37 protein-coding genes and 8 tRNA genes are annotated in these 23,559 nt (G+C 33.3%); 8 read left to right on the forward strand and 37 right to left on the reverse strand.

Annotation, left to right across the window (positions count from 1 at the left end; translation table 11 throughout):
* The 23 genes from JVU85_RS12815 to JVU85_RS12925 all read right to left on the reverse strand — a co-directional run bounded on the left by JVU85_RS12815 (nt 1) and on the right by JVU85_RS12925 (nt 10,553).
* The gene (locus JVU85_RS12815; RefSeq protein WP_204172705.1) at nt 1–264 is read right to left on the reverse strand and encodes a hypothetical protein; all 264 of its coding nucleotides are present in this window, start codon (nt 262–264) and stop codon (nt 1–3) included.
* Nucleotides 257–808: an NUMOD4 domain-containing protein gene (locus JVU85_RS14145; protein ID WP_204172706.1), complete on the reverse strand. Its 552-nt coding sequence runs from the start codon at nt 806–808 to the stop codon at nt 257–259. Before JVU85_RS14145 ends, JVU85_RS12815 begins: the two co-directional genes overlap by 8 nt.
* A gap of 13 nt (nt 809–821) precedes the next feature.
* Entirely contained in the window at nt 822–1,013 is a 192-nt protein-coding gene (locus JVU85_RS12825; protein WP_204172708.1) for a hypothetical protein, read from the reverse strand.
* A 5-nt stretch (nt 1,014–1,018) separates the two neighbouring features.
* Entirely contained in the window at nt 1,019–1,207 is a 189-nt protein-coding gene (locus JVU85_RS14015; protein WP_204172710.1) for a Lar family restriction alleviation protein, read from the reverse strand.
* Nucleotides 1,208–1,295: 88 nt separating this feature from the next.
* Nucleotides 1,296–1,958: a hypothetical protein gene (locus JVU85_RS12835; protein ID WP_204172713.1), complete on the reverse strand. Its 663-nt coding sequence runs from the start codon at nt 1,956–1,958 to the stop codon at nt 1,296–1,298.
* A gap of 66 nt (nt 1,959–2,024) precedes the next feature.
* Nucleotides 2,025–2,303, reverse strand: coding sequence for a hypothetical protein (locus tag JVU85_RS12840; protein WP_204172715.1), 279 nt, complete (start codon nt 2,301–2,303; stop codon nt 2,025–2,027).
* A complete protein-coding gene (locus JVU85_RS12845) occupies nt 2,290–2,496 on the reverse strand; it encodes a hypothetical protein (protein ID WP_165844889.1) in 207 nt (68 codons plus the stop codon). Before JVU85_RS12845 ends, JVU85_RS12840 begins: the two co-directional genes overlap by 14 nt.
* Entirely contained in the window at nt 2,496–2,771 is a 276-nt protein-coding gene (locus JVU85_RS12850; RefSeq protein ID WP_204172717.1) for a helix-turn-helix domain-containing protein, read from the reverse strand. The genes JVU85_RS12845 and JVU85_RS12850 overlap by 1 nt, the downstream gene beginning before the upstream one ends.
* Nucleotides 2,772–3,473 (reverse strand): DUF3310 domain-containing protein, encoded by a 702-nt coding sequence (locus JVU85_RS12855; RefSeq protein WP_204172720.1) that lies wholly within the window; start codon nt 3,471–3,473, stop codon nt 2,772–2,774.
* Nucleotides 3,474–3,845 carry a hypothetical protein gene (locus JVU85_RS12860; protein WP_204172721.1) on the reverse strand — a complete coding sequence of 124 codons (372 nt, stop codon included), beginning with the start codon at nt 3,843–3,845 and terminating at the stop codon, nt 3,474–3,476. It abuts the gene before it with no gap.
* A 12-nt stretch (nt 3,846–3,857) separates the two neighbouring features.
* Nucleotides 3,858–4,061 carry a hypothetical protein gene (locus tag JVU85_RS12865; protein ID WP_145232676.1) on the reverse strand — a complete coding sequence of 68 codons (204 nt, stop codon included), beginning with the start codon at nt 4,059–4,061 and terminating at the stop codon, nt 3,858–3,860.
* 6 nt (nt 4,062–4,067) lie between these two features.
* Entirely contained in the window at nt 4,068–4,340 is a 273-nt protein-coding gene (locus JVU85_RS12870) for a pathogenicity island protein (protein ID WP_204172724.1), read from the reverse strand.
* A gap of 294 nt (nt 4,341–4,634) precedes the next feature.
* Nucleotides 4,635–5,966, reverse strand: a complete 1,332-nt coding sequence (locus tag JVU85_RS12875; protein ID WP_204172726.1) for a DNA primase family protein — start codon at nt 5,964–5,966, stop codon at nt 4,635–4,637.
* Between the two features lie 14 nt (nt 5,967–5,980).
* Complete coding sequence (locus JVU85_RS12880; RefSeq protein ID WP_204172728.1) at nt 5,981–6,868, reverse strand: hypothetical protein; 888 nt, start codon at nt 6,866–6,868, stop codon at nt 5,981–5,983.
* Nucleotides 6,858–7,058, reverse strand: a complete 201-nt coding sequence (locus JVU85_RS12885; protein WP_204172730.1) for a hypothetical protein — start codon at nt 7,056–7,058, stop codon at nt 6,858–6,860. The genes JVU85_RS12880 and JVU85_RS12885 overlap by 11 nt, the downstream gene beginning before the upstream one ends.
* Before the next feature lie 14 nt (nt 7,059–7,072).
* Nucleotides 7,073–7,453: a single-stranded DNA-binding protein gene (locus JVU85_RS12890; RefSeq protein WP_204172732.1), complete on the reverse strand. Its 381-nt coding sequence runs from the start codon at nt 7,451–7,453 to the stop codon at nt 7,073–7,075.
* Nucleotides 7,453–8,079, reverse strand: coding sequence for a Sak single strand annealing protein (locus JVU85_RS12895; RefSeq protein WP_204172734.1), 627 nt, complete (start codon nt 8,077–8,079; stop codon nt 7,453–7,455). Before JVU85_RS12895 ends, JVU85_RS12890 begins: the two co-directional genes overlap by 1 nt.
* Nucleotides 8,072–8,293 carry a DUF2483 family protein gene (locus JVU85_RS12900; protein WP_204172736.1) on the reverse strand — a complete coding sequence of 74 codons (222 nt, stop codon included), beginning with the start codon at nt 8,291–8,293 and terminating at the stop codon, nt 8,072–8,074. Before JVU85_RS12900 ends, JVU85_RS12895 begins: the two co-directional genes overlap by 8 nt.
* Nucleotides 8,290–9,501, reverse strand: coding sequence for a helicase-related protein (locus JVU85_RS12905; protein WP_204172738.1), 1,212 nt, complete (start codon nt 9,499–9,501; stop codon nt 8,290–8,292). Before JVU85_RS12905 ends, JVU85_RS12900 begins: the two co-directional genes overlap by 4 nt.
* Entirely contained in the window at nt 9,498–9,860 is a 363-nt protein-coding gene (locus tag JVU85_RS12910; protein WP_185284917.1) for a VRR-NUC domain-containing protein, read from the reverse strand. Before JVU85_RS12910 ends, JVU85_RS12905 begins: the two co-directional genes overlap by 4 nt.
* A gap of 60 nt (nt 9,861–9,920) precedes the next feature.
* Nucleotides 9,921–10,097, reverse strand: a complete 177-nt coding sequence (locus JVU85_RS12915; RefSeq protein WP_185284918.1) for a hypothetical protein — start codon at nt 10,095–10,097, stop codon at nt 9,921–9,923.
* 1 nt (nt 10,098) lies between these two features.
* On the reverse strand, nt 10,099–10,317 hold the full coding sequence (locus JVU85_RS12920) for a DUF771 domain-containing protein (protein WP_204172741.1): 219 nt from the start codon (nt 10,315–10,317) through the stop codon (nt 10,099–10,101).
* Between the two features lie 32 nt (nt 10,318–10,349).
* Nucleotides 10,350–10,553, reverse strand: a complete 204-nt coding sequence (locus JVU85_RS12925; RefSeq protein ID WP_239441225.1) for a helix-turn-helix domain-containing protein — start codon at nt 10,551–10,553, stop codon at nt 10,350–10,352.
* Between the two features lie 220 nt (nt 10,554–10,773).
* On the opposite strand from JVU85_RS12925, the gene JVU85_RS12930 reads away from it, so the two are divergent.
* The 4 genes from JVU85_RS12930 to JVU85_RS12945 all read left to right on the forward strand — a co-directional run bounded on the left by JVU85_RS12930 (nt 10,774) and on the right by JVU85_RS12945 (nt 13,289).
* Nucleotides 10,774–11,097: a helix-turn-helix domain-containing protein gene (locus tag JVU85_RS12930; protein WP_165621478.1), complete on the forward strand. Its 324-nt coding sequence runs from the start codon at nt 10,774–10,776 to the stop codon at nt 11,095–11,097.
* Between the two features lie 12 nt (nt 11,098–11,109).
* Nucleotides 11,110–11,574, forward strand: coding sequence for an ImmA/IrrE family metallo-endopeptidase (locus JVU85_RS12935; protein WP_204172751.1), 465 nt, complete (start codon nt 11,110–11,112; stop codon nt 11,572–11,574).
* 85 nt (nt 11,575–11,659) lie between these two features.
* Complete coding sequence (locus JVU85_RS12940) at nt 11,660–12,166, forward strand: hypothetical protein (RefSeq protein ID WP_239441226.1); 507 nt, start codon at nt 11,660–11,662, stop codon at nt 12,164–12,166.
* 58 nt (nt 12,167–12,224) lie between these two features.
* A complete protein-coding gene (locus JVU85_RS12945) occupies nt 12,225–13,289 on the forward strand; it encodes a tyrosine-type recombinase/integrase (RefSeq protein ID WP_204172754.1) in 1,065 nt (354 codons plus the stop codon).
* A 142-nt stretch (nt 13,290–13,431) separates the two neighbouring features.
* Here JVU85_RS12945 and JVU85_RS12950 read toward each other — a convergent pair.
* The 12 genes from JVU85_RS12950 to hemE form a co-directional block, all read right to left on the reverse strand.
* Nucleotides 13,432–13,520, reverse strand: a tRNA-Ser gene (locus tag JVU85_RS12950).
* Nucleotides 13,521–13,567: 47 nt separating this feature from the next.
* Nucleotides 13,568–13,639 (reverse strand) — tRNA-Glu (locus JVU85_RS12955).
* Between the two features lie 2 nt (nt 13,640–13,641).
* Nucleotides 13,642–13,716, reverse strand: a tRNA-Asn gene (locus tag JVU85_RS12960).
* Between the two features lie 13 nt (nt 13,717–13,729).
* A tRNA-Gly gene (locus tag JVU85_RS12965) sits at nt 13,730–13,803 on the reverse strand.
* A gap of 12 nt (nt 13,804–13,815) precedes the next feature.
* A tRNA-His gene (locus JVU85_RS12970) sits at nt 13,816–13,891 on the reverse strand.
* A 15-nt stretch (nt 13,892–13,906) separates the two neighbouring features.
* Nucleotides 13,907–13,979, reverse strand: a tRNA-Phe gene (locus JVU85_RS12975).
* A gap of 4 nt (nt 13,980–13,983) precedes the next feature.
* Nucleotides 13,984–14,059, reverse strand: a tRNA-Asp gene (locus JVU85_RS12980).
* A gap of 9 nt (nt 14,060–14,068) precedes the next feature.
* Nucleotides 14,069–14,142, reverse strand: a tRNA-Met gene (locus JVU85_RS12985).
* A gap of 387 nt (nt 14,143–14,529) precedes the next feature.
* Complete coding sequence (locus JVU85_RS12990; protein WP_142019558.1) at nt 14,530–15,087, reverse strand: RBBP9/YdeN family alpha/beta hydrolase; 558 nt, start codon at nt 15,085–15,087, stop codon at nt 14,530–14,532.
* Between the two features lie 205 nt (nt 15,088–15,292).
* Nucleotides 15,293–16,687, reverse strand: coding sequence for a protoporphyrinogen oxidase (gene hemY, locus JVU85_RS12995; RefSeq protein ID WP_142019557.1), 1,395 nt, complete (start codon nt 16,685–16,687; stop codon nt 15,293–15,295).
* A 17-nt stretch (nt 16,688–16,704) separates the two neighbouring features.
* Nucleotides 16,705–17,628 carry a ferrochelatase gene (hemH, locus tag JVU85_RS13000; RefSeq protein ID WP_142019556.1) on the reverse strand — a complete coding sequence of 308 codons (924 nt, stop codon included), beginning with the start codon at nt 17,626–17,628 and terminating at the stop codon, nt 16,705–16,707.
* A gap of 64 nt (nt 17,629–17,692) precedes the next feature.
* Entirely contained in the window at nt 17,693–18,727 is a 1,035-nt protein-coding gene (hemE, locus tag JVU85_RS13005; protein WP_204172756.1) for a uroporphyrinogen decarboxylase, read from the reverse strand.
* A gap of 215 nt (nt 18,728–18,942) precedes the next feature.
* Between hemE and JVU85_RS13010 the strand changes: the two genes are divergently transcribed.
* Complete coding sequence (locus JVU85_RS13010; RefSeq protein ID WP_142019555.1) at nt 18,943–19,446, forward strand: antibiotic biosynthesis monooxygenase; 504 nt, start codon at nt 18,943–18,945, stop codon at nt 19,444–19,446.
* A 183-nt stretch (nt 19,447–19,629) separates the two neighbouring features.
* On the opposite strand, the gene ecsB is transcribed toward JVU85_RS13010, so the two are convergent.
* Together ecsB and ecsA are read right to left on the reverse strand one after the other, a co-directional pair.
* Entirely contained in the window at nt 19,630–20,853 is a 1,224-nt protein-coding gene (ecsB, locus tag JVU85_RS13015) for an ABC transporter permease EcsB (RefSeq protein ID WP_002510548.1), read from the reverse strand.
* Complete coding sequence (ecsA, locus tag JVU85_RS13020; protein WP_002510549.1) at nt 20,850–21,587, reverse strand: ABC transporter ATP-binding protein EcsA; 738 nt, start codon at nt 21,585–21,587, stop codon at nt 20,850–20,852. The genes ecsB and ecsA overlap by 4 nt, the downstream gene beginning before the upstream one ends.
* Before the next feature lie 129 nt (nt 21,588–21,716).
* Here ecsA and JVU85_RS13025 point away from each other — a divergent pair, with 129 nt between their 5' ends.
* The 3 genes from JVU85_RS13025 to JVU85_RS13035 all read left to right on the forward strand — a co-directional run bounded on the left by JVU85_RS13025 (nt 21,717) and on the right by JVU85_RS13035 (nt 23,314).
* Complete coding sequence (locus tag JVU85_RS13025; RefSeq protein WP_002510550.1) at nt 21,717–22,142, forward strand: HIT family protein; 426 nt, start codon at nt 21,717–21,719, stop codon at nt 22,140–22,142.
* A 78-nt stretch (nt 22,143–22,220) separates the two neighbouring features.
* A complete protein-coding gene (locus tag JVU85_RS13030) occupies nt 22,221–22,592 on the forward strand; it encodes a YtxH domain-containing protein (RefSeq protein ID WP_002510551.1) in 372 nt (123 codons plus the stop codon).
* Between the two features lie 152 nt (nt 22,593–22,744).
* Nucleotides 22,745–23,314: a DUF3267 domain-containing protein gene (locus tag JVU85_RS13035; RefSeq protein WP_002510552.1), complete on the forward strand. Its 570-nt coding sequence runs from the start codon at nt 22,745–22,747 to the stop codon at nt 23,312–23,314.
* The last annotated feature ends 245 nt before the right edge of the window (nt 23,315–23,559 follow it).

Consider the following 23,559-nt stretch of genomic DNA (forward strand, 5'->3'; position numbering starts at 1 on the left):
CTACTCACGCTCCTTATACAAATGTCGTTTCTCCAAATCGTCCATAACCAATCCCAAACTAATAAGTTGAGCATCATTTTTATCAATCTCTAACATATCCCTACGCCAATCTTTCAAAGCGTGCCACATAGTACGGTGGATTGTTAGTTTGTGGGTCAAGCGTGTCAGGCGTTTGTTTTCGTGTTGTAGTCTGTCAACCTTTGCTTTATACCAAGTTAGGTCGTCTATTAAAGCTCTTTCTTTGTTTTCGCACATCTTACACATTCACCTCCGAATCATATCTGCTTTTATTGTTAACAATCCTCCAGATAGTAGCTTGAGTCACATTGAATTTTCTAGCTAAATATCTTTGGCTTGATTCTCCTTCAGAATAAATACGTCTTATATCTAAAATTTGAACATCTTTCAACTTGGCTTGCGAGTGTTTTTCTCCTTTTTTCATCAAACCATTTTCATACCCGTGCCTAGTGTTCTCTTTAGGAGTACACCATTCTAAATTTATTAATTTATTGTTAGATTTATCACCATCTATATGGTTGATAACCCTGCCTTTTACTCTTTTGTTGGTAAATGTTTCTAAAACCAAACTGTGGACACTTATAGACTTTTCTTTTTTGTCTTTGTATAAATTAACTCTATAATAACCATGTCCACTATCTTGCGGCTGTAAAACTCTTTCATGAATAAGTTGCTTTTTCCCATCACTTTTTAATATGATTCTTTTTAAACTTTTAACTTTTCCTTTATTACTCACTTGATATATACCTTCATAACCTTCTATGTCCTTCCAAATTTCTTCATAACTCACTCGCCATCACTCCTTATTGATTAGGTAATCCATAGGTCATACATTCGTTGTACAATTCATCTTCTGCAATCGCCTTTTTAAGCTCATCTATAACAATACTTATTTCGTTATGGCCCATATTTTTTATTTCTTTTTCTGTGTAATCTTCTGCACCATATTGTTCTTGTAATGATTGGACATACTTTACTTGTTTATCTGTAGCCACCGCCATCACTCCTCTTCATAATTTCTAGTATTCCATATCTTAACTAATTTACTCACACTGTCAGTTTCTACTCCTAACCAAGTAGATGGTTGTATTTTACACTTAGTGTTAGTACATTCAACTAATGCTTTGTCGAAACTATACCTTAAATCTGCACGACTTCCACAAAAGGGGCAGGGTTTTAATAATTCCACTCGCCATCACTCCTCTACATAGTTGCCCACATTATCAATAGCATCATCGCCAGTATGATTACGACTGCTAGCCAAACTGTGAATTGTTTCATTCAATCAATCTCCCGTCACGCCATATTAATTCTTTTTGCCCTCTTAACGGTTGTGTCAAAGACTTTTCTACACTCCACCCCTTTTTCACTCTTTTCCATAAAGTTTTGTAAGGTATACCTGTTAATTCAGACCATTCAGCCATAGTATTTTTTTCATTATTGTATTCTAAAATATGATTATTTCTTCTATTTCTTTCTTGATGTGTATAATCAGACCATTTACAATTACTAGGTTTGTAATCCCCATCATTATCAATTCTGTCTAGTGTTAAAGTATTATCGTATTCATTATTCATCGCCCATTTATAAAAATTTTCAAAGGAATTAAACCAATTATCGCAAACCTTTATACCCCTACCGCCATAATTTTTAAAACTTATACTGTTCGGATTAATACATCTCATCTTCATATTGTTCCAAATATTATACAATCTGCTGTTTCTATTTCCGTGTTTTCTTGCTCTATCCCCAGCTAATTTTTTATTTAAGCAACCACATGATTTAGTGTTTCCAGTTCGTATATCAGTAGATCTAACTACAAAATTGTTGCCACAATAACATCTACATAACCAACAAACATTCTTACCTTTGTTTTCAGCTCTTTTTAATACGACACATCCATTAAATTCATAATTCGTCATATCTTTTAATCTAGTCATAACTTAATCCCCACTCAATCAACTGTGGTAAGTTTAATTGTTTCTTAGTTTTTATTTTCATTGTCATTACTCCTCATCTCGCCCGAAATAAATATCGCTCATTTCTTCTAAGTGTTTGAACAATTTATCTAACACTGCTCTGATTTCTTGACTACTTTTCATATGTGGATTGCTTTCAGCTTGCCACTTAGTACGAACTAAATCCCAAAGCACATCTCCAATGAAACTATCGATAACTTTTATTTTTTCACATGCTTCGTTATCTGCACTTGTTTCTCCATGAAATCTAATACCATATGTCAAAGTTTTACTTTCTATTTCTGCATTTACATTAATCTTTACCATTCCTTAACCCCTCCATCGCTTTCCTGTTATGTGCTTTATCCTCTGGCAACACTGCTACGATAAAGCTATTTTTATTAATCGCCTTCAAGAATCCACGAAATCGATAATATTTTAATAACTGTGCCATTTCTTTAGTGTTCATCCCACCAGTTTTATATTTGTAACGAATGTTGATTGTGTTGGATAATTGCATTACTGTAACTCACTTTTAAGTTGTCTAGCTATATTAATTAAGTGATCTAATTGTTCTTGTTTAGTTGGTTTATAACTTTTATCTGATACAAGTAACTCACTAATTTCTATATTGAAGTAATCACATAATTTCTCTAATGTAGAAAACTTGATACCTTGTGCGTCATTACGCATTAGTGATAGTAATGTAGGTCTAGTAATACCTGTAGCATTAGCAATATCGGTTTGTGTAACCTCGTGGCGTTCTATTAAATCTTTTAATGTACACTTAATCATCTATTTCACATCCCAATTATCAAACGCACGCTCGATATACCACTTAGCTTTTTCAATATCCTCTTTGCCGTTCTTGTGCGGACTGCGTGCAAGGTACTTAATTGCATTGCCAATGTGATAAGCTACGTTTGGATTATAATGTTGCGTGACTTGTTCTATAAAATCGATTATTTCTATATCACCGTAGTTGTAATGTGATGGGTGATTTACTGTGTCCTCTGCATACTCTGGTACTGCATTCCATTCTATTATTGTGAAATCATAGTTATCATTGATAACTCTATACACACCATCATCCACTTGTATTTCAGCAGATTTACCGTTATCAGCTATTTCAGTAACTTCACCTGTCATGTTGTCACCCAACACTTTGACTTTATAACCGACTTTTAAATCTTTAATTTTAAATAATCCTACATTTTCATCTTTACGCTTACGTTGTTGCACGTCGTTGGATTGATGTTTAACACCTATATACTCCGTCTTATTTTCCATATAGTCATTCCAGTAATCGAAATAGTTATCATCTGTTACTGTGTAACGTTGAAATGGCATGGATTGTATGATTGCAGCGTTATCATCCTCATCATTAAATATTAATTCCACCACTTGACCTACAACTGCCATACCTTCTGAATACTCACTCTTGCCCATGTCATACACAACGATGTATCTACCTTTGTCTAAGTCACGAATTTTCATCTATCTAGCCACCTTTTTAGGGAATATGTTGTTAGTTGCTAAATGTTCGAACCACTTACTACGTACTTTTGCGTTCTGTATGTTACGCAGACGTTGTTCCTCTTTACGTTGTTTCTCTAACATTAATTGTTGCTTACGTTCCTTTCGCTCACGATCTTCACGATTTAAACGTTCGATGCCTTCCTTGCGTTCACAATTTGCCATATATCGTCTTAAGCCAGCTATACTGTCGTTCGCATATGAAATTATTGTTCTGTTGTGAATACCTAATGCTTTGGCCTCTTTATAATCTTCAACAGGTACCAATGCACTTTTCTCTTTATCTACAATTTCAAAGCAAACCTCATTATGTTCATCTCTAACTCTTTGCATTCTCGTTTCCTCCTAGTAATCTCTAACTTGTACGTCTGTTACGTCTCTAAATTTAATTTCTTCAAATCCTAGTAATTCTGGATTGCTTTTATATTTTTCTGCTGCTTTATCTGCTTCACGTTCTTTTATATCGTCTAAATCGTAATTGGGCGGTACTGGAACAGTTACCTCTTGTTCGATTTCCACTTTAAGTTTCAGTGTGATTGTTTCTTCCACGCAGTATCACTTCGCTTTCTGATTATTCTGAATAAATTCCAGATAACCTTTTACTCTATGAATAACTTCATCAAACTCTCCATGTGCTATGCGTTTGTAACCTTTACGTTTGCTACTGTTCAAAATGTACGTTTCTCTCCACGCCATCCATCTCGTATCTATCCATTCAACATATACTGTTGATGTCTTGCTGATAGCCATAAAATATATTTCGTTGGAAATGCCAATGATTAATCCAGCTTTTTTAGCTTGAATGTCGTTATTTATTGTTTCATCCATATTCGTATCTCTTTTCTTGTTCCAGTTTCTGTTCCAAAAATAATACTTTTTTTAAAAATTTTGGAACACCTTCACTCTTACTCTCCCATGACTTTTAGAAGCCTGTTCCAAAAGTTCCAGTATTTTCAACTTCTCACTCATATAATGTTTAATCTACTTACCTATATATTTATATTTATTTTTCTATAGACTTAAAAAAAGTGGAACAATTGGAACAATTGGAACAAAGGTTGATATGAAAGGGTTTATCTGTTCCAAAACTTAAATATTAATGGAACAAAATTGGAACAGTTATTATTTAGCCACTCTGTCTGTATGAATAAAACACCATTGTGGATTAGTGTGGTTGTCTAATCTCAATTTTTTATCTACATATTCTCTCTCTAAAACTTGTTTTCTAAACTCTTTTCTAATAAGTGGCTTCTTATATCCTTCAAAGTTTGCCCATTCTCTGTATTCTTCGTAAGCATCAGAAATTCTTTTACCATCCAAATCAAACTCATCAAGAAAGGCAGCTAATGGATCATTACTCTTTCTAAATTCATCCATTTCATCTTGAACAACTGTTGGTAAGAATATGCCATTATTCTTTAATACTTTCTGTAACCCTTGTAAAGCTACGTTAAAGAGATAAGACTTGGCTTCTTCTGTTGTTACCTTCTCTGGTAGATGTGGGTCCTCTTTATCTGTGCCACGAATACGTGCATTGAATGGAACAATAATTAACCTGTCGAACACACCATTACTATTCTCATACCAACGTGGAATGCCGTTAGCACTAAAGACAAGTTTGGCGTAGTTACTAAATGCGAATACGTCTTGACCCTTGTATGAAGCTAATACTAGCTCGCCCGTCGATAACTTCTTAAAGTTGGATGCGTCATCAACACTTTTAAGTGGAATGTCGTCCCCTGCGTTTAATAACTTATGGTGTAAAGATGAAACGTTAAATTGTTCTGTTAATGCCTGCAATGACACACTGGATGTGTTCTCGTTACCAACTAATGCTTGCATCATTCTTAGTAGTAATGACTTACCGTTACCACCACTACCAACGAATAGGAATGATTTACCGATGAAGTTTTGCTTAAAAAGTAAGTAACCGAATATTTGTGTAAACATTTCAACGACTTCTGTATCTTCATTTGCAATGGTGAATAGTGTTTCTGTTACAATGTCTGATTTTGCATCAGTATCGTAATTAACGTTGAACCGTGCTGTGAATATTAATTCTGGTGTGTGTGGTAGTAATGTCTGCTGTTTAACGTCATACACGCCATTTTTAAGTGGTATCAGATATGGTGTTTCTTCTTCCTTCTCTGGTGCCATTGTTCGCAAATACTCTAATACTTCTGATTGTTGCGTACGTCTTAGTTTAGGTATCTGTGTGACCATTACACGTTTAATTAGACGCTCATCATCTAAATAAATGCCGTTATTATATATGTGCAAACGATTATTAATGTTCACAACGTGGTACTTAGTCATAATGTATTCTGCAAATTCGTCATGATGGAACTTCGGTTGTTTATTATCTTCTTTTCTAAAAAACTTTTCTTCGTTTTCTTTCAACGTTTTATCTGTTAACTTTTGTGCAAAGTCATAGATGTTAGTATCATCTGGCATAATATCCTCCTTTCTTACTTAATGGGTTCGTATTTAATGTTGTTGTTATTACAGTGTGTTTTATATATGCCATTAAAATGATGGAGTAATTTATCTTCATCTAATGGTGGATGATTCTGTAGGTTCCATACATTCAGCATTTCATAGGCCAAATCACGACTGAATTTGTTAATGAAAAGACCAGCTAATGCTTCTGTTGCATGTGTACGTTGGCCATCACCGACACCTTGTAGAAGAGTTATCCATTCATCATCCTCTTTGCTACGCTTGTACGTTCCATTTTTCTGCATCTTCAACTCTTGTTCCTTAACACGTTTGGCTTGTTCCACTAATGGTTGTGGATCTAAGATTTCAGTGTCACGATAGTATATTTGATAATTAGACCCATCATCTTCAGTCGTAGGCAAATTCATCGCATGACACTGTGATAAACTTGCTGGGTCGAAAAAGACAATAGACTTACTATCTTTATATTTGTCTTTCTCTAACTCACTTTTCATCTTCAAAAATTGCAATATATATAAAGCTATTTGCTTATAATATTTAGCTTCTATTTCTTGCGATAATGGAATACACAACCTATAACGTTGATTTGATTCAGAATGTGAATGTGTTGGATAAATCACATAACTGTATTGGAATCTGTTATCTATAAATTTAGGGAAGTTAATTGTGTTTGGTATATCATCAATATCAATAGTTATCATACTTCTTGATTTAGTTTGTTCATTGTTGCGATATGTGGCATAGCCAGCCACCATTACACCGGCACTACCTTTACCTGCATTACTTTTCACTTTAGATAATGATTCAATAAGTTGTTCAAAGGTCAATTGATAATGTAATGGATTGGCTACGTCACTATGACTTTTAAAATATGTGATTGTGTGTTTAATAGTCATCGGAATCAATCACTTTTGTATTACCAGTTTCATCAAAAACTTTTTCACAGTCATCACGTAAATCTACTATGTGCCATTTATCAAGATAAACTTCTTCAGCTGTTTCTTCTGATGGGAGATAATCATATATATCGTCATAAATGTCTATAATTTCGTTTAACTTTTTAGTTACATAATCTTTATGGCTCATTTTAAATGTCCTCCTTAGAACGGTAATTCTCCTTGTAAGTCATCAGAACCATTAGCAAATGGGTTATCTGATTTCTTATCTTGGCTATTATTACTATTCTTGCTATCCAGCAAATCTACAGCTTGAACATTAATTTGTGGGTGTTTAAATTTGTGTCCGTCTTTTTCAGATGTGTTAATGTTTAGCGAACCACTAACTCCTACTTGCGAACCTTTACTTGTATACTTTTCAACAACACCTACAACTCTTTCGTTAAACACAACACAGTCTACAAAGTCTGTTTCATCATTGAAACGATTAATCGCAATTGTAAATCTTGCAAACTTCTTACCTGCTTTAGTTTCTTTAATATCTGCTTCTCTTACTAAACGTCCGATTCCGTTGAATTGATTCATTATTTATCATCCTTTTTATTATTTTTATAGTATTGAATCCCGTTATCTAATCTCATCAATGCTTCCTCTGCATCAGATGATGAAAGTTTTTGTGGTATGTTCATTTTCTTTTTTAATTGTGATTCTGTGAGATTCATAAGTGGCGCTAACACCTTCACCTTTTCGTCTACTTCCTTAATTTCAGAATCACTAGCAGCTTCAAATGGTTGTTCAGGGCCATCTTCACCAAGATACAAATAGTTTCCTAAACCAAATTTAGCTGCACACTTAACCATGCATCTTTTAGTCGCTTTGTTTATGTCGAACGTTGTTGCAGAACCTTTGGCTAACGATTTGTTTCTATAGTCTAAAACTGGTAACCATTCACGTTTGGTCACATTAAAAACAGTTAGTTCCACACAAACCATGTAACCTTCTTCTGTTTTGAGGTAAGGTAAGAATATGTTTTCGTTTGTTGCATCAGGCGATGGAAACTCGATTATTTTCTCAACATAATTGGGATCTAATTTAGTTAACTCTTGTTGAACAAATGCCCAAGATAAATAACTTAAGCCTTGCTTTTTTTCAACATGTTCATTTACATTTCGGCTATTTAACTCATTAAACTTTTCTGCAAAATCAGCCATTTTCAACCTCCTTGTATTCAATGGTTTCTTTCACTGTTTTTTTAATTGCTATGTGATAATCCATATTAATGCTAGCTTCTTCCATACCGTTAAATTCTCTTGCTCTACTTCTGTTAGTTGAATAATTTACTTCTGGGTTGCTATCGCTAGGTTTATTAGTAATGTAGATTGGAATTTCTTTGTGTCGAATGAGGTATGTTATTTTTTCGCTCATTGTTTAACCTCCTCAAGTAAATATAATTTTTCGTCAAAATCTTGCTTATTATCTAATGCTTTCCACACTTGCGTTTCAATAGTGCCTTTCGTCTTATATTTAATTATTTCTACACGTTCTTTGCCGCCATGTCGGATGCATCTGCCACGTGATTGTTGGTATTGTGTATAACTATATGTTGGACAGTAATAGATGACTTGATTAGCGTATTTAAGTTCAATAGCTGCACTTCCTGCTTGAATTTGTACTAGTGTTACACTATTAGTTAATGTTTTGCGTTCATCTTGTGTTGGTAATTCAAAGTGTTGTCCGCTGACTTCAAATACTTTCTTGTCTAGTTTGTTAATGACTTCAAGTATATTGTCTTTTTCTCTTGTGAATTGGTAGAAGATAACTACATTATCATTCGTGCTTTCAAGTAACTCTTTTGTATAAGCAGCTTTAGCTTTTTGATTAGTTAAATATCTTAATGTTGCCCCTAATTTAGGTGGACTATCTAAAATAACTTGTTCACCGTTAATCTCAACAACTCTATCTTTAGCAGCTTGTGTATACGTAGTTGATTTATTAAATTCAACAAAACGTTCACTCACTTGTGGCAAATCTACAAAATATGATGTTTCTTTCATGGTTGCGATTGTTTGCCAATATCGTTCTAAAGTGTAGGTGTGTTGAAAATCGACAATTTGTTTTATGGATCTACCACCAAAATGTTTCGTTTCATATATGGCGTGTTTCTTTAAAAATTCTGTTTTGTTCTTATAAAAACCAAAGATGATAAAGTAGTTCATAAACTTGCTCCAGGATTCACCTGGTGTGGCAGACAACATTACGTAGTTTGTTGAATGCTTACATAGTTTTTGTGCTGCTTTTCCTCTGTTACTCGTAGGGTTCATAAAGTAATGTGCTTCATCTAAAATCACAAAGTAATTTGAATAATCACTGTATTCTTTAGCTAACATCGATGATGCTATTACTTCATAATCAATGTTGATATTTTCGTGCTGTTCCACTTTTTCTATTTCATGGTCCCATTCATTCGATTTCTTTTTCGTAGGTGGGCATACAATTAATAAAGGTTCGCCATTGTTATGTTTCAAATAATGATAGATTGATATAAGTGTTTTGCCGGAACTTGTACCTAGTCCATAGAAAAACGAGGGCTTAGCTTCGTGCATAACTTTCTCTTGTGTTGGGTATAGCATCATTGTTTAACACCCATTTCATTAGCCATATTGATAGCTGTTTGAATATTTTTCCATGCACCTTCTGTTATCAAAGTATCGATAGTTCCTATCAGATCTTCTACATATGAAACATCATTCGAAATAATAGCGATTGTGCCATGTCGTTTTAAACTGTCAATTTGTGCTATTTGAATAGGCTTAACCCTGCCACCTTTTTCACGTTTAACCTCAATGAAAATAGCTATACCTCTATATATTGCAAACAAATCGGGTATACCAACGGGTACTCCAGGACTTCCACCATGTGTTTTCATAACAAAAGCGCCGTTATCTTCTAAAAATCTACGAATTTTATTCTCAACTCTTTTTTCTGGTCCCAATTGCAAACCTCCCGAGTATGTTATATAATTAATTTGTTAAATTTATTAAACGTTTGACTGTTAGCAACTGCCATTGCTAGCGGTCTTTTTTATTGCTTCTAACCAGTTGTTCCAGAATGAGTAGCTTGCGATGAAACTTAAAATGCTGAACACAACGCTGTAATGAAAATCAGATGTGACCATTGCGAAAATCGCTGTAGATAAAACAGCTGTCGACCATGCTAAAAAGTGTTTCATGTTATCCCTCCTTTAAATTTTTAAAATTATCAATCAAGTATTGCTGCATGTATGGGCCAACGAATCTGTATTCATCATTGTTATGTTTTGGTAAATACGAGAAGTCTTTGATTTCAGACCATACATTTTCATTTTTGATTAAATTGTTCATAATCCATTTGCGACTTTCATTCGATTCGTTCATTAAATCTTCCATGTTCCACCATGTTTTAGTAGTCATTGTTTCCACCTCCGTTTCATTTCGGGAACGTTCTAGTCAAAAAAATATCCGACTTCTTTTTTGTCATATCCTAAAATTTTTGCAATGGCTATTAATTCATCAGCACCAATAGATACCTGACCATTCTCTCTTTTAGAATATTGTGATCTAGATTTCCAATTTAATTTTTTTACCATGTCCTCTTGGCTAAGATTGTTGTCAATTCTAGATTGTTTTAATCTCTCTAAATTAATCATTTTCTCACCTCAATCTGTTTCCTATCGGGAACAATTACTATTATTGCATTTACGTTCCCATATGTCAACGACAAAGTACAAATTTCTTTTAAAAAAGTAAAATTACCTAGAATCTTCCTATTATATGCAATTTTTTTAAATATCACTTGTGCTTATTGGGAACGTATGATATATTTAAGATGTTCCAAAAAGGAAACAATAAAAGAAGGTGGTAATTACAATGAGAAACAACGACGAAATCATTTCTTTAATATCGAATTTAATGGACAAGCACAACTTATCAACAAGCGAATTAGCACGTAGAACAGATATGGCTAAATCAACTGTTTCAAGATATTTAAATAAATCAAGAGAATTTCCATTAAATAGAGCAGATGATTTCGCTAGAGTTCTTAAAGTTACGCCTGAATATTTGCTAGGTTTAGAAGAAAAGAAAAATTCTTTCGATACAATAGCAGCACATCTTGAGGGAGAATTAACTGATGAAGAATGGCAAGAAGTAATTGAGTACGCTGAATATATTAAATCTAAGCGTAAAAAATAAGGGGTTGTTTGTTTGAGCAGATATGAAAATATAATGATGGCAAACGATAACTTATGCATTACTGAAACATGCCATCTACCCACTAAATTAAGTGGTGTTACCTTAGATGATATGATTTTTATAAAGAATAGTTTAAATCGAGTACATAAGTTAGAAACTCTAGCAGAAGAAATTGCTCACTTACAAATAACTTATGGAGATATACGCGATCAAACTAAGCTAATTAATAGAAAATTTGAATTAAAAGCTAGAAGATACGCGTATGAAAAATTGATACCACTACAAGGAATTATTGATGCCTTTCACTCTGGAGCATGTAACTTATATGAAGTCGCCCTATTCTTCGAAGTGTCAAAAAGCTATGTGTTAGATGCTATTGAACATTACAAAATGAAATATGGTTTAGATGTTTATTATAAAGGTTACGTAATAAAATTTGAGCCGTTGCAAGTATTCGAGCACCATAATTGGGAATAGCCAATCTGCGCTCACACGTTTTATACGTGTATGCAAATGTAGGTTGTTTAATATATATTAATTTTATTATAAGGAGAGATGCAGAATGAAAAAGGTCTTATATTTATTGTTAGCAAGTTTCTTAGTTTTAGCTGCATGTGGGAATAAGGAAGAAAGTAAATCAGAAGATAAAAAAGAAACAAAGTCAGCATCAAAAGAAGATAAGAAGGAAAATGAAAGCAAGAAATCGAATGACGATAAAAAAGAAGATTCAGATAAAAAGGACGCTACTAACACTGACGAATCACAACAAGCAAATACCGAACAACAACCACAAAATGTTGAACAACCACAATCTACACAAGAACCAATTCAATCACAAGAACAACAACCTGTTCAACAAGAACCTACTGACCAAGAGAAAGCAGAAGCAAATGCAAAAGTAGCAAAAGAAAATGGATACACTGGTATACCAAACGGTGATGCTCATAGCGATGTTCCGGTTGGGCAAATTGAATTACCCCCCGATGAATTAGCTAAAGAAGAAGCGAAACCAGAATATCAAGACGTAGTCGAAACGGAAGAAGAAGCAGACGCAAGAATGGGAGAATAATTACAAGGGCAGTCACCTCTGCCCTATATATTTTTATCTTTTTTAGGAGGAGTACATTATGACAGTTCAAAAATATGCCAATGGTAAATGGGGTTATTACTTTGGCCACGATGGTAAACGTTACCGTAAGCAGGGATATAAGACGAAACGTGAGGCTACAGAAGCAGAAACACAAGCTAAAAATCATTTGATGCAAGGTATCATTATAAATAACAAGAGTTCATTTATCGATTATTATAATCAATGGATAGATGTGAATAAAAAAGGAGTTATTACTGATCGTGCCTATCAAACATTCGTAAATGCTATTAATCAATTTAAAACATTTCTTGAAATAGAAAATATTACAGATATACGTATGGATAATTTCAACACTACTTTATACCGTAAGTTTATTAAATGGTATGGAGAAAATCATGCAACAGAATCAGTACGGAAAATACACAATTGTATTAAAGCGTCAGTTGAAGATGCAATTCAGGAAGGGTTAATGCTAAAAGACCCTACTTATAAGGCTGTTGTAAAAGGCACTAAGCCAACACAACGAGAAGATGATAAGTTTATGAGTATAAAACATTATAAGGGATTAAAAAACTATGTAAAAGGCACATACAAGCAATCATACTTGTTCATCTATATATTAATCATAACTGGTGCAAGATTTGGAGAAGTACAAGCATTGAACAAATCAGATTTAAACTTTTTAAAAAATACTATCCACCTACCCGGTACAAAGACAGAAACATCTGATAGAACAATTGACGTACCTAAAATGGATATGAAATATATTGAATCTGCCCTATCACATATGCCAACGAATATGAGTGGGCAAATATTTAATACTGGTACATCATTAATTACGAATAATGCAGTGACTAAAGTTTTACAAAAATACTGTTTAGAAAATCAATTAGGTAAATACACATTGCACTCTATCAGACACACCCACTGCTCTTACCTACTCCATAATGGCGTATCAATTTATTATATTTCAAAACGACTAGGCCATCGAAATATAAAAACGACAATGGACGTGTACTCCCACCTATTAGATGAAACTGCAGAAATCGAGAAAGACAAGGCTATGACTGCATTAGAAGCAATGCCAACGTCGTTGGCGTAAATGTACATTTTTGAGTGTTATATTGGCGTAACGTTGGCGTAAACATTTTATTACGGTGCATAGCGAAGAATATCGAGATATAACAAAACCCCGTTATATCAACATCTTAACCAATGAAGAATAACGAGGAATATCGAAATAACGGAGAGTGAGGGATTCGAACCCTCGAGACGCTTGTGGCGCCTACACACTTTCCAGGCGTGCTCCTTCGGCCAGCTCGGACAACTCTCCAAATATAAGTATAAAAAAACAGAAGCGATATTTCACTTCTGTTTGTATGACCCCGACGGGACTCGAACCCGTGTTACCGCCGTGAAAGGGCGGTGTCTTAACCGCTTGACCACGGGGCCAATGGCTCCACAGGTAGGACTCGAACCTACGACCGATCGGTTAACAGCCGATAGCTCTACCACTGAGCTACTGTGGATCAATAATTAATATGGAGCGGGTGATGGGAATCGAACCCACAACATCAGCTTGGAAGGCTGAGGTTTGGCCATTAAACTACACCCGCGTTTAACGATTATGGGGCGGTTGATGGGAATCGAACCCACGAATGTCGGAACCACAATCCGATGCGTTAACCACTTCGCCACAACCGCCAACATTAAAAGTAATGGTTCAGGACAGAATCGAACTGCCGACACATGGAGCTTCAATCCATTGCTCTACCAACTGAGCTACTGAACCATAATGGCGGTCTCGACGGGAATCGAACCCGCGATCTCCTGCGTGACAGGCAGGCGTGTTAACCGCTACACTACGAGACCATTATGTAATTGCGGGAGGCGGATTTGAACCACCGACCTTCGGGTTATGAGCCCGACGAGCTACCGAACTGCTCCATCCCGCGGTAATAATATTAATTGGCTTTTATTGGCTTACTTATCTAATATAACATTTCTTTAACTTTGTGTCAACAATTAATTAATTGTTTTTAACATTTAATTAACATGAATTTAAAATTTATATGTCAAAATTAAAAGTTATATGTGGTTTTCTTAAGTACTTAATTAGTATATTAAGTTTTGCTTATATAGTCAATAACCTTTCAAAAGAAATTGGTGTAAAAAAGGATTATAACGATAATTTTCTATTTTTAGTGTGTAATTTATGTAATAATTTTGTTATTTATTATAACTTTGTAAAATACGTGCATGTAGCTTTATAATTTTAAGTTGTAAAACGCTAGAATAAGTAGCTTTTTACTCTAGCGTTAAGTTATTGAATTTTTATAAAGTTAACTACTCATCACTGCTTGCATTTTACTTTGTAACTTAATAAACGTAGAAAAGCCATCTTCTTCTGTAAAGTGGCCACCACTTTCAGTAACTTTACATGTCCCATCTAACGTTTCAATAAGACGCTGAGTTTCTTTATACGAGACTTGTTGATCGTTTTTTGCACATAAACCATAGAACTCACATACTTTACCTTTAATAATGTCATAATTTAAAGTAAGATCTTGGATATTCAAATCTTCTGATATAGCTTGTGCATCATCTTTAAAACCAGCTATGGAGAATAACCCTTCCACTACTGGCATGTCAGCTAATTCAATATATTTTAATGCTGCTAACGTTCCAAAACCATGTGTCACAAAATATGTATCTTCTTTCTTAACTGATATTTGTCGTTTCATCTCTTCTATCCACTGTGCTAAATTGTCATTACTTTCTATAGCAATATTAAACAATGTAACGTCGTATCCTTCTAATATCAAATTGTTTTCTAACCATTCATACCAATGATTACTTGAATCACCATGTTTAGAATGTACTATTATTATATCCGTCATGATTTTACCTCCTAATCTAAAATTGAAACCGATTATACATACAATATAAATATATTAATATTATACTTATTATTCAAGTTTAGCTACTTCTATAAATATAAAACTGGAACATTAATAATGTTCCAGTTAAAATCAGCTCGTTAAATATTCTCTTAAAAATCTTCATTTCACCTTTAAATTGTTCAGTTAAGGTTTTAAAAATGATTTATAGTTCTGATAAAATGTCATCTACTGCTTTTTGGGCTTGCATTACACAATCTGGAAGACCGACAGCTTCAAAAGGTGCACCCGTGATAGCTAGTTTTGGATACGTAGCACGTATATGTTCTTGTATGGTCTTAATTTGTCCGATATGACCGACATGATATTGTGGCATACTATGCGGTAATCTATTAACAATGCTAAACTCAGGATCACCTTTTATAGTCATCATATTACTTAAATCTTTACGCACAATATTCACTATCTCTTCGTCTGAATGTTCATTAACAACATTATCCCCTGGTTTCCCTACATAAGCACGTAATAATACTTTTCCTTGAGGTGTCGTAAATGGCCATTTTTTACTAGTCCAAGTACAAGCAGTAATATTTGTGTTACTTGTTCTAGCGATAACAAAACCAGTACCTTCATAAGTATTTTCAATATCCGCTTCATCAAAAGCGAGGACAACCGTTGCTACTGTCGTTGATTGCATCGTTTTAAAATAATCAAATCCAGGGTCATGGTCAAAACATTTCATAAATGCTTCGTGCGCTGTTGCTACAATAAGTCCATCATATTCTTGCACTTCATTATCTAGGTGTAAATGATAGCTTTGTTGAGATACTTCAATATCTTTTACTGGTGTATTGTATTTAAAGTTAACGCCTGCTTGACGTAGATGAGTTTCTAAAGCTTCTATAAATGAACTCAAACCATGTTGAAATTGTTTGAATTGGCCTTTAGGCGCACCAGGATATAATTTGTTCTGTTTTTGACGTTGTTCTTTCTCATAGCGCATGCCTTTAATTAAACTACCAAACTGGGCTTCTCGTTCTTTAAATTGAGGAAAGGTACTTAAAAGACTTAAATCATCTATATTTGTACCATAGATGCCACCCATTAACGGTTCAATTAAATTCTCTAATACTTCATTCCCTAACCTATATCTGAAAAATGCGCCTACTGAAATATCATTTTCAATTGGCATAGTCTTTTTAAATAAATCTAGTCCCGCTCGTAATTTACCTTTAGGTGAAATTAGTTTTGTTTTTAAAAATGGCTTGATATCAGTTGGAATTCCCATGATTGAGCCACCGGGAATTGGATACAGTTTATTTTTAGCATAGATATATGATTGACCGGTTTGATTTGTTATCAAATCATCTGCTAGACCAATATCTTCAGCTACTTCTGTCATAATTGTTTTACGACCTAAATAGGATTCTGGACCTAGTTCAATCGTATAACCATCCCGGCGATATGTTTGAATTTTTCCTCCCGGTCGATTAGTCGCTTCGTAAATTGTGACATTGACATCGGGTTGTTGCTTTTTTATAAAATATGCACTCGACAGTCCTGTAATGCCAGCACCAATAATTGCAATATTTTTAGCCAATTTGGATCACACTACCTTTAATAAAGATTTCTTATTTCGTCAACAATCGCATTTATAAATAATGGATCAGTATTAGGCATTTCTGGACGATAATATTTTGCTCCAACTTCATCACAAACTACCTTACATTCGTAATCATTATCGTATAACACTTCTAAATGCTCACAAACAAAACCAACTGGTGTATAAATGAAGTTTTTATATCCATGTTCTTGTGCAAGTTTTCTAGTTAAATCTTGCACATCAGGTCCTAACCATGGTGTTCCTGTGTTACCTTCTGATTGCCAACCTTCTGCAACGTGTATAATATTAGACTTTTCTTTTAATAATTCTGCTGTATCATGCAGTTCATCTGGATATGGGTCATTACTTTGTTCTATCATACCTTTTGGCAAACTATGTGCAGATACAACCAATACAGTATCATCATGTTCTTCCGGTGAAATTGTTGCTAATGTTTCATTAATTTTTTCAGTCCAATATTGAATGAATTTTGGTTGATGGTAATAATGTGAAACGTGTGTCAATGAGATTCCATAATCATCTGCTGCTAATTTAGCTCTTTTATTATATGACCCCACGGAGAAATTTGAAAAGTGTGGTGCTAACACTACAGTTATTGCTTCTGTAATACCATCTTTGTTCATGTCTTCAACTGCATCTTCAATAAATGGATGAATATGTTTTAAACCTATATATAATTTAAATTTTACATCACTATATGCATCATTTAAGGTACTACACAGTGCTTCAGCTTGATTTTGTGTCGTACTTGCTAAAGGTGATAAGCCTCCTATAAATTCATATCTATCTTTTAAATCTTGTAGTTCTTCTTCTGATGGACGTTTACCATGTCTAATATCTGTATAATAAGCTTCTATATCGCTTTCGCTATATGGTGTACCATATGCCATAACTAATAGTCCTACTGTTTTTTTCATTGTGTTATCATCCTTTTTATCAATCATTTCTGCGCATTTTAATAATCAATGCAAATTCAAACCCTTATCGCTTAGTGTAATTGTGTACAAATGTTGTTATTTTCTCCAATGTTTGTGGTTGTACTTCTGGGAAAACGCCGTGCCCTAAATTAAATATATGTTTACCATGTGCCATACCTTGATCTAAAATTGGTTTTAATTTTCGTTCTATGACATCCCACGGAGCTAATAATAATGAAGGATCTAAATTCCCTTGTAATGTCTTGGTGATATGCAAATCTTGAGCTTGTTGAATAGAGCAACGCCAATCTAATCCTAAAACATCAATTGGTAAACTATCCCATTGTTTGATTAAATGACTTGCACCTACACCAAATAAAATTACAGGGACATCGTATTGTTGTTTAATTCCTGTAATGAGTTTATCCATGGCAGGCTTAATATAATAAGCATAATCTTCTTCATTTAATGCTCCGCCCCATGAATCAAATACTTGGATTAATTCAGCCCCTGCTTCTACTTGTGCTGAGACATAAGTAATAGACATTTCTACTAAATGATTCATCAATGCAAACCACGTTTCTTCGTCGGAATACATCATGGCTTTAGTATTGTTATAATTTTTCGAAGGACCTCCTTCGATCATATAACTTGCCAAAGTAAATGGTGCTCCAGTAAAACCTATTAATGGCACATTTAATTTCTCTTCAGTTAGTAATTTAATAGTATCTAATACATATGGTACATCGCGCTTAGGATCTATCTTCCCTAATTTTTCAACATCTTGTAGAGATTTTATTGGATTGTGAATTACAGGTCCTATACCCGACTTGACCTCTACATCAATGCCAATTGGTTGTAAAGGGGTCATAATGTCTTTGTATAGCACGGCAGCATCTGTATTATAATTATCAACAGGTAAGTGTGTTACGTATGCACATAATTCAGGTTGGTGCGTGATTTCAAATAATGAGTACTTTTCTTTTAGTTTTCTGTATTCAGGTTGAGAGCGCCCTGCTTGTCGCATAAACCACACAGGTGTATGGTCAACTGGTTCACCTTTTATCATGTGTAGTATTGTGTTATTTTTATTAAGCACCTGCGATTCCTCCTAGATTATAATCATTCTCATCTATATTATCATACTGTACTACCCTGCGTATTTTAAAGTGCATAAATGTCATAAAAATGCCATAGAGTGTACTTTATTGCTTTCTAATCATTTGACTATTGTATTCTAATGTAAATCTATTATAATATTACCAAAGCATAATTTTTTATTACATGTTTATTTAACTAAGGGGGACCAACGATATGAAAATCTATGCATCCTATGGAACATTTGGTTATTTAAATCAAATCCGATTGAATAATCCTAATCACAACTTACTACAATTTTCGACATCAGATTCTTCAGTAATTCTAGAAGAAACAGATAATGATACTGTCTTAAAAGAACCACTGATTTATGAAATTATAAAATCTGAAGGTGATTTAAAAGAAGATTACTTTTATTCGGTCATATTCATACCTGCATCCGAAGATCATGCCTATCAATTAGAAAAAACACTCCAAGGGGTTACGGCAGATTTCAAACAGTTTGCTGGATTTAGAGCTTATCGTTTCTTGAAACCAGATCAAGGTTTAACTTATAAAATTTACTTTGGTTTTGAATCACGTAGTGCTTATGAAGACTTTAAAGCATCTTCTGTTTTTAAAAATCACTTCGATAAGCTTGCATTAAGTCAATTCTTTGGACTAAGCGGGCAACATTCAAGTTACTTCGAAAGATTTTTATATCCAATTGATGATAATTAAATAGCAATGTTAATACACTAAAATAGGAGTGAGACAGAAATCTGATTTTAATAAAAATGATTTCATCGTTTCACTCCTGCTTGTAAAACTAGAATTGAAAGCTTGATTAACGAGCATTTTCAGTCATCTACTGGCAATATAAATTGAGGCTGGGTCATATCAATTATGACCCAGCCTTTTTGTTTAATCTCGTAATAAAGCTTCTTGATATTTAAGTTTTTTTGTCACATTTCTAATTGTGATAGCACCCACTACAAAAAAGATTAAAGCGTAATAGAAAAACAATGGTTGCACACTTGTATAAGTGATAAATAATATTACACCTACAATAGTCATTAACCGATATAAAAATTGTTCGTATCCTTTAATCACTTTAGCATCAGACACTGGCCATACTTGTGGCCACAAACCATAGGCTTGTTGCGTATAAAATTGTGCCATTTGCAAAATAATAATATACATAAATAAACTTCCGATTATTAATGATATTATCATTTGGTCAAGCCATACCATTAAGACGATTGCTATCAAAATCAACCTTAAGATAATGTTAAATGCATCTTTACCTCTAACAAAACTGCGGATAAATAAATATAAATACATATTATTTTCATTAAATCGTTTCCCCTTAGGTGTAGGTAAAAGAGGATCTAAATAACTTCTTCTTACTGCAGTTGTTTTGATATGTTTTACATCTGTAAACATATTTACAAATTTATAATAGTTCATATGATGTTGTTCTTCAGCATTAATCATTCGTTCCCACGGAAACAATTGCTTTTGGTTTAAATAACGCAGCAATACAATTAACGCTATTAATATTATTACGATAGGTAGGCCAGATAAATTTTTAACTTCTAACGTTACATAATACATAGCCGTGTATAGAATAAACAATAACGTATGTACTGACCAACCTTCTAATTTATACTTGTACCATTGCCATTTTAACAGCAAACCTAACATTGGATTTATGAGTGCAACAATAGCAAATACAATATAAAAACTAAAGGTCTGATTATTCAGCACATAAAATAGTGGAAAGAATATGAGAACAATAACAATTTGCATCCCAACTCTCAACATATAACTATAAACAAGACTTTTCTTCATATAAGTACTCATATGTTGTTCAAACGGTAATAAAAAGAGTTTATCTGCTTCTTTCAGCAATGTTCTTATTGGAAACAGTGATGTAATAGCTACAATTATACTGACAATCAACGCATAATTAATATTTTTAGGCATCGTTTGTAACCATTCACCATAACCCAAAATAAAAGCACCTAATAATATAACTAAAAAGACTGAAAAATGACCGTTAAAAATAAATTTATTATAATATTGCTTTTCTTTTGTGATTGCTTGCTTTCTTCTATTAAATAAAGCTTTTGCACTTTGACTCATGATTGTTGTCCACCTTGAGTAACATGGATATAAATTTCGTCTAGTGTTTTATCTGTCATTCCAGTTTGCGACTGTAAGCTTGCTAAATCACCTATTGCTACGATTTCACCTTTATCTAGTATAATAAAACGGTCGCAGTATTTCTCTGCAGTTGCCAAAATATGGGTACTCATTAATACTGTTCTACCCTCTTCTTTCTTTTCTACCATTAAATCTAACATTGATTGTATACCTAATGGATCTAAACCAAGAAAAGGTTCGTCAATAATATATAATTCAGGATTAACGATAAAAGCGCATATTATCATGACTTTTTGTTTCATCCCTTTAGAGAAGTGACTAGGAAATATACCTAATTCTTGTTTAAGGCGAAAAGTTTGTAGTAATGGTTCTGCACGTTCCATAGCAGTCTCTCTATCTATACCATAAGCCATTGCTGTCATATAAATATGTTCTTGTAATGTTAGTTCGTCATATATGACTGGTGATTCTGGTATATAAGACAATTTTTTTCTATAATTTTCAACATCTTCATTAATATCAACATTCGAAATAGAAAGCTTACCTTGCATTGGGTTAAGTAGTCCTAACATATGCTTAATAGTCGTACTTTTCCCTGCGCCATTCAGTCCAATCAGCCCTACTATTTCTCCTGATTTCAATTCAAAATTTATATTGTTAATTACAGGTGTTTTACCATACCCACCTGTTAGATTTTCTACTTTTACTGTCATTTCGCACCTCCATAAAATACATTGTATCAAAAAAATAATTTCAGTGATAAATATATAGTTGAAATATTACGAATCATAACAAGGAATGCTATAATAGTCCATAACAATGATACAAGGAGTGTAGTTTATATGACTGAAACAATCTTTAGTAAAATCATCGCAGGTGACATCCCAAGTTTCAAAGTTTATGAAGATGACTACGTTTATGCCTTTTTAGATATTTCTCAAGTAACTAAAGGTCATACGTTATTAGTACCTAAAAAAGTATCAGCTAATATTTTCGAAACCGATGAAGAAACAATGAAACATATCGGTGCAGCTTTGCCAAAAGTAGCAAATGCTATCAAATCAGCATTTAATCCAGATGGTTTAAATATAATTCAAAATAATGGTGAATTTGCAGACCAATCTGTATTCCATCTACATTTCCATTTACTACCAAGATATGAAAATGATACTGATGGTTTCGGTTATAAATGGGAAACGCATGAAGATATAATTGACGATGCACAAAAAGAAACTATTGCTAAACAGATCGCTGCACAATTTGAATAATAATGCTTAATTATTCTTTAAAATGGGTAATAGTGTAATATTAATTATTGAGATATTTTAGAAATGAGGAGAGTATTTATGAAAGTAGCTCAAGTATTATTAGGATTAGGTGCAGGTGTTGCTACTGGTGTTGGTGTCGTGTTAATGAATCGTGAAAATAAAACACAAAACCAATTAACTGGTAATCAAGTAAAACCAACAGGCGCTGATTCTGAATTAAGTCGTGAAGTAGATTCAATCAAACAAAATATTAACGACATTACAAACTATGTCGCTCAAATCAAATCAGAAAGTACTGAATTCGGTAGTTCAATAGGTGATGAAGTTAAAGAAATGATTGGTTCGTTTAAAGCAGATATCAACCCAAATATTGAACGTATCCAATCACATGTAGAAAATCTACAAAACCGTGGAGAAGAAATAAGTAAAACATTTGAAAAAGATAAATAATCTATAGTTAAATTAATAGTATTTAATAGAGACATTGACGTTAGTTATGCGTGTAATGTCTCTATTTTTTATAAAACTATCTTGACGATTAATTCAATACGGTAGATAATACTTAGATATATTACACTTATCATTTAAAGGAGAATTGGTGTATGTTTTTATGCTCACGTCATATTGATATTAATGCACGCTTTGGTCTGCCAAGAATTGCTTTTTTAAGCTTTGTTGCAACCATTATTTCCTATTTAGTTTGTTTTGAAATTATGCATTATTTTTCAAACACTGCCTTAACAGATAGATATTTTTTGTTATTTCTTGTTATCGTTATTTTGCTTTATCCAGTGCATAAAGCTATACATTTAATTTTTCTGTTCCCTTATTATAAATCTTTTAAAAAATATAAACTCATACGCCAAAAGCGTGTACCTTTTTATAATACTTACGTAAATACACCTATCAATAAAATATACTTTTGCATTGATTTGGTTATGCCATTTATCATCATTTCGTCAATTTGCATTTATCTTTGCATACTTTTTCCATTCATAGGTCACTATTTGATGTTTTTATTAGCACTCAATATTGGTTATTCTATTATGGATTTCCTCTATTTAAAAATCATCGTATTTTCTAATGAAGGGACGCATATCGAAGAACACCAAACAGGTATAAATATTTTAAATTGGGTTGAACGCAGACAACTAAAATCCAATCGCGTATAAACGTTAACTCGAATAAAGCTATTCATATATGACAAAAGTACCTACAATCTTGTTAAAAACATCGATTGTAGGTTTTATCATTTCACAACCATTTACAGAAAAAATTTGATAATATGCTAATAGGTCTTTTGTATAGCGTAGTTACTCTATAGGCTATAACAACTAATACTATAGTCTTATATCATTAGTTTATAATTGGTCAAATCTTGAGTTTATGTTATATTTACCTTGTTATTATTACAAAA

The sequence above is a fragment of the Staphylococcus sp. GDY8P72P genome (assembly GCF_016890655.1).
GTDB classification, from domain to species: Bacteria; Bacillota; Bacilli; order Staphylococcales; family Staphylococcaceae; genus Staphylococcus; species Staphylococcus arlettae.

Coding starts and splice junctions, on each gene's coding strand:
- JVU85_RS12815 (WP_204172705.1), bottom strand. CDS start 264: ATGTGTAAGATGTGCGAAAACAAAGAAAGAGCTTTAATAGACGACCTA.
- JVU85_RS12835 (WP_204172713.1), bottom strand. CDS start 1,958: ATGACTAGATTAAAAGATATGACGAATTATGAATTTAATGGATGTGTC.
- JVU85_RS12840 (WP_204172715.1), bottom strand. CDS start 2,303: ATGGTAAAGATTAATGTAAATGCAGAAATAGAAAGTAAAACTTTGACA.
- JVU85_RS12845 (WP_165844889.1), bottom strand. CDS start 2,496: ATGCAATTATCCAACACAATCAACATTCGTTACAAATATAAAACTGGT.
- JVU85_RS12850 (WP_204172717.1), bottom strand. CDS start 2,771: ATGATTAAGTGTACATTAAAAGATTTAATAGAACGCCACGAGGTTACA.
- JVU85_RS12855 (WP_204172720.1), bottom strand. CDS start 3,473: ATGAAAATTCGTGACTTAGACAAAGGTAGATACATCGTTGTGTATGAC.
- JVU85_RS12860 (WP_204172721.1), bottom strand. CDS start 3,845: ATGCAAAGAGTTAGAGATGAACATAATGAGGTTTGCTTTGAAATTGTA.
- JVU85_RS12870 (WP_204172724.1), bottom strand. CDS start 4,340: ATGGATGAAACAATAAATAACGACATTCAAGCTAAAAAAGCTGGATTA.
- JVU85_RS12875 (WP_204172726.1), bottom strand. CDS start 5,966: ATGCCAGATGATACTAACATCTATGACTTTGCACAAAAGTTAACAGAT.
- JVU85_RS12880 (WP_204172728.1), bottom strand. CDS start 6,868: ATGACTATTAAACACACAATCACATATTTTAAAAGTCATAGTGACGTA.
- JVU85_RS12885 (WP_204172730.1), bottom strand. CDS start 7,058: ATGAGCCATAAAGATTATGTAACTAAAAAGTTAAACGAAATTATAGAC.
- JVU85_RS12890 (WP_204172732.1), bottom strand. CDS start 7,453: ATGAATCAATTCAACGGAATCGGACGTTTAGTAAGAGAAGCAGATATT.
- JVU85_RS12895 (WP_204172734.1), bottom strand. CDS start 8,079: ATGGCTGATTTTGCAGAAAAGTTTAATGAGTTAAATAGCCGAAATGTA.
- JVU85_RS12900 (WP_204172736.1), bottom strand. CDS start 8,293: ATGAGCGAAAAAATAACATACCTCATTCGACACAAAGAAATTCCAATC.
- JVU85_RS12905 (WP_204172738.1), bottom strand. CDS start 9,501: ATGATGCTATACCCAACACAAGAGAAAGTTATGCACGAAGCTAAGCCC.
- JVU85_RS12915 (WP_185284918.1), bottom strand. CDS start 10,097: ATGAAACACTTTTTAGCATGGTCGACAGCTGTTTTATCTACAGCGATT.
- JVU85_RS12920 (WP_204172741.1), bottom strand. CDS start 10,317: ATGACTACTAAAACATGGTGGAACATGGAAGATTTAATGAACGAATCG.
- JVU85_RS12925 (WP_239441225.1), bottom strand. CDS start 10,553: ATGATTAATTTAGAGAGATTAAAACAATCTAGAATTGACAACAATCTT.
- JVU85_RS12930 (WP_165621478.1), top strand. CDS start 10,774: ATGAGAAACAACGACGAAATCATTTCTTTAATATCGAATTTAATGGAC.
- JVU85_RS12940 (WP_239441226.1), top strand. CDS start 11,660: ATGAAAAAGGTCTTATATTTATTGTTAGCAAGTTTCTTAGTTTTAGCT.
- JVU85_RS12945 (WP_204172754.1), top strand. CDS start 12,225: ATGACAGTTCAAAAATATGCCAATGGTAAATGGGGTTATTACTTTGGC.
- JVU85_RS12990 (WP_142019558.1), bottom strand. CDS start 15,087: ATGACGGATATAATAATAGTACATTCTAAACATGGTGATTCAAGTAAT.
- hemH (WP_142019556.1), bottom strand. CDS start 17,628: ATGAAAAAAACAGTAGGACTATTAGTTATGGCATATGGTACACCATAT.
- JVU85_RS13010 (WP_142019555.1), top strand. CDS start 18,943: ATGAAAATCTATGCATCCTATGGAACATTTGGTTATTTAAATCAAATC.
- ecsB (WP_002510548.1), bottom strand. CDS start 20,853: ATGAGTCAAAGTGCAAAAGCTTTATTTAATAGAAGAAAGCAAGCAATC.
- ecsA (WP_002510549.1), bottom strand. CDS start 21,587: ATGACAGTAAAAGTAGAAAATCTAACAGGTGGGTATGGTAAAACACCT.
- JVU85_RS13025 (WP_002510550.1), top strand. CDS start 21,717: ATGACTGAAACAATCTTTAGTAAAATCATCGCAGGTGACATCCCAAGT.
- JVU85_RS13030 (WP_002510551.1), top strand. CDS start 22,221: ATGAAAGTAGCTCAAGTATTATTAGGATTAGGTGCAGGTGTTGCTACT.
- JVU85_RS13035 (WP_002510552.1), top strand. CDS start 22,745: ATGTTTTTATGCTCACGTCATATTGATATTAATGCACGCTTTGGTCTG.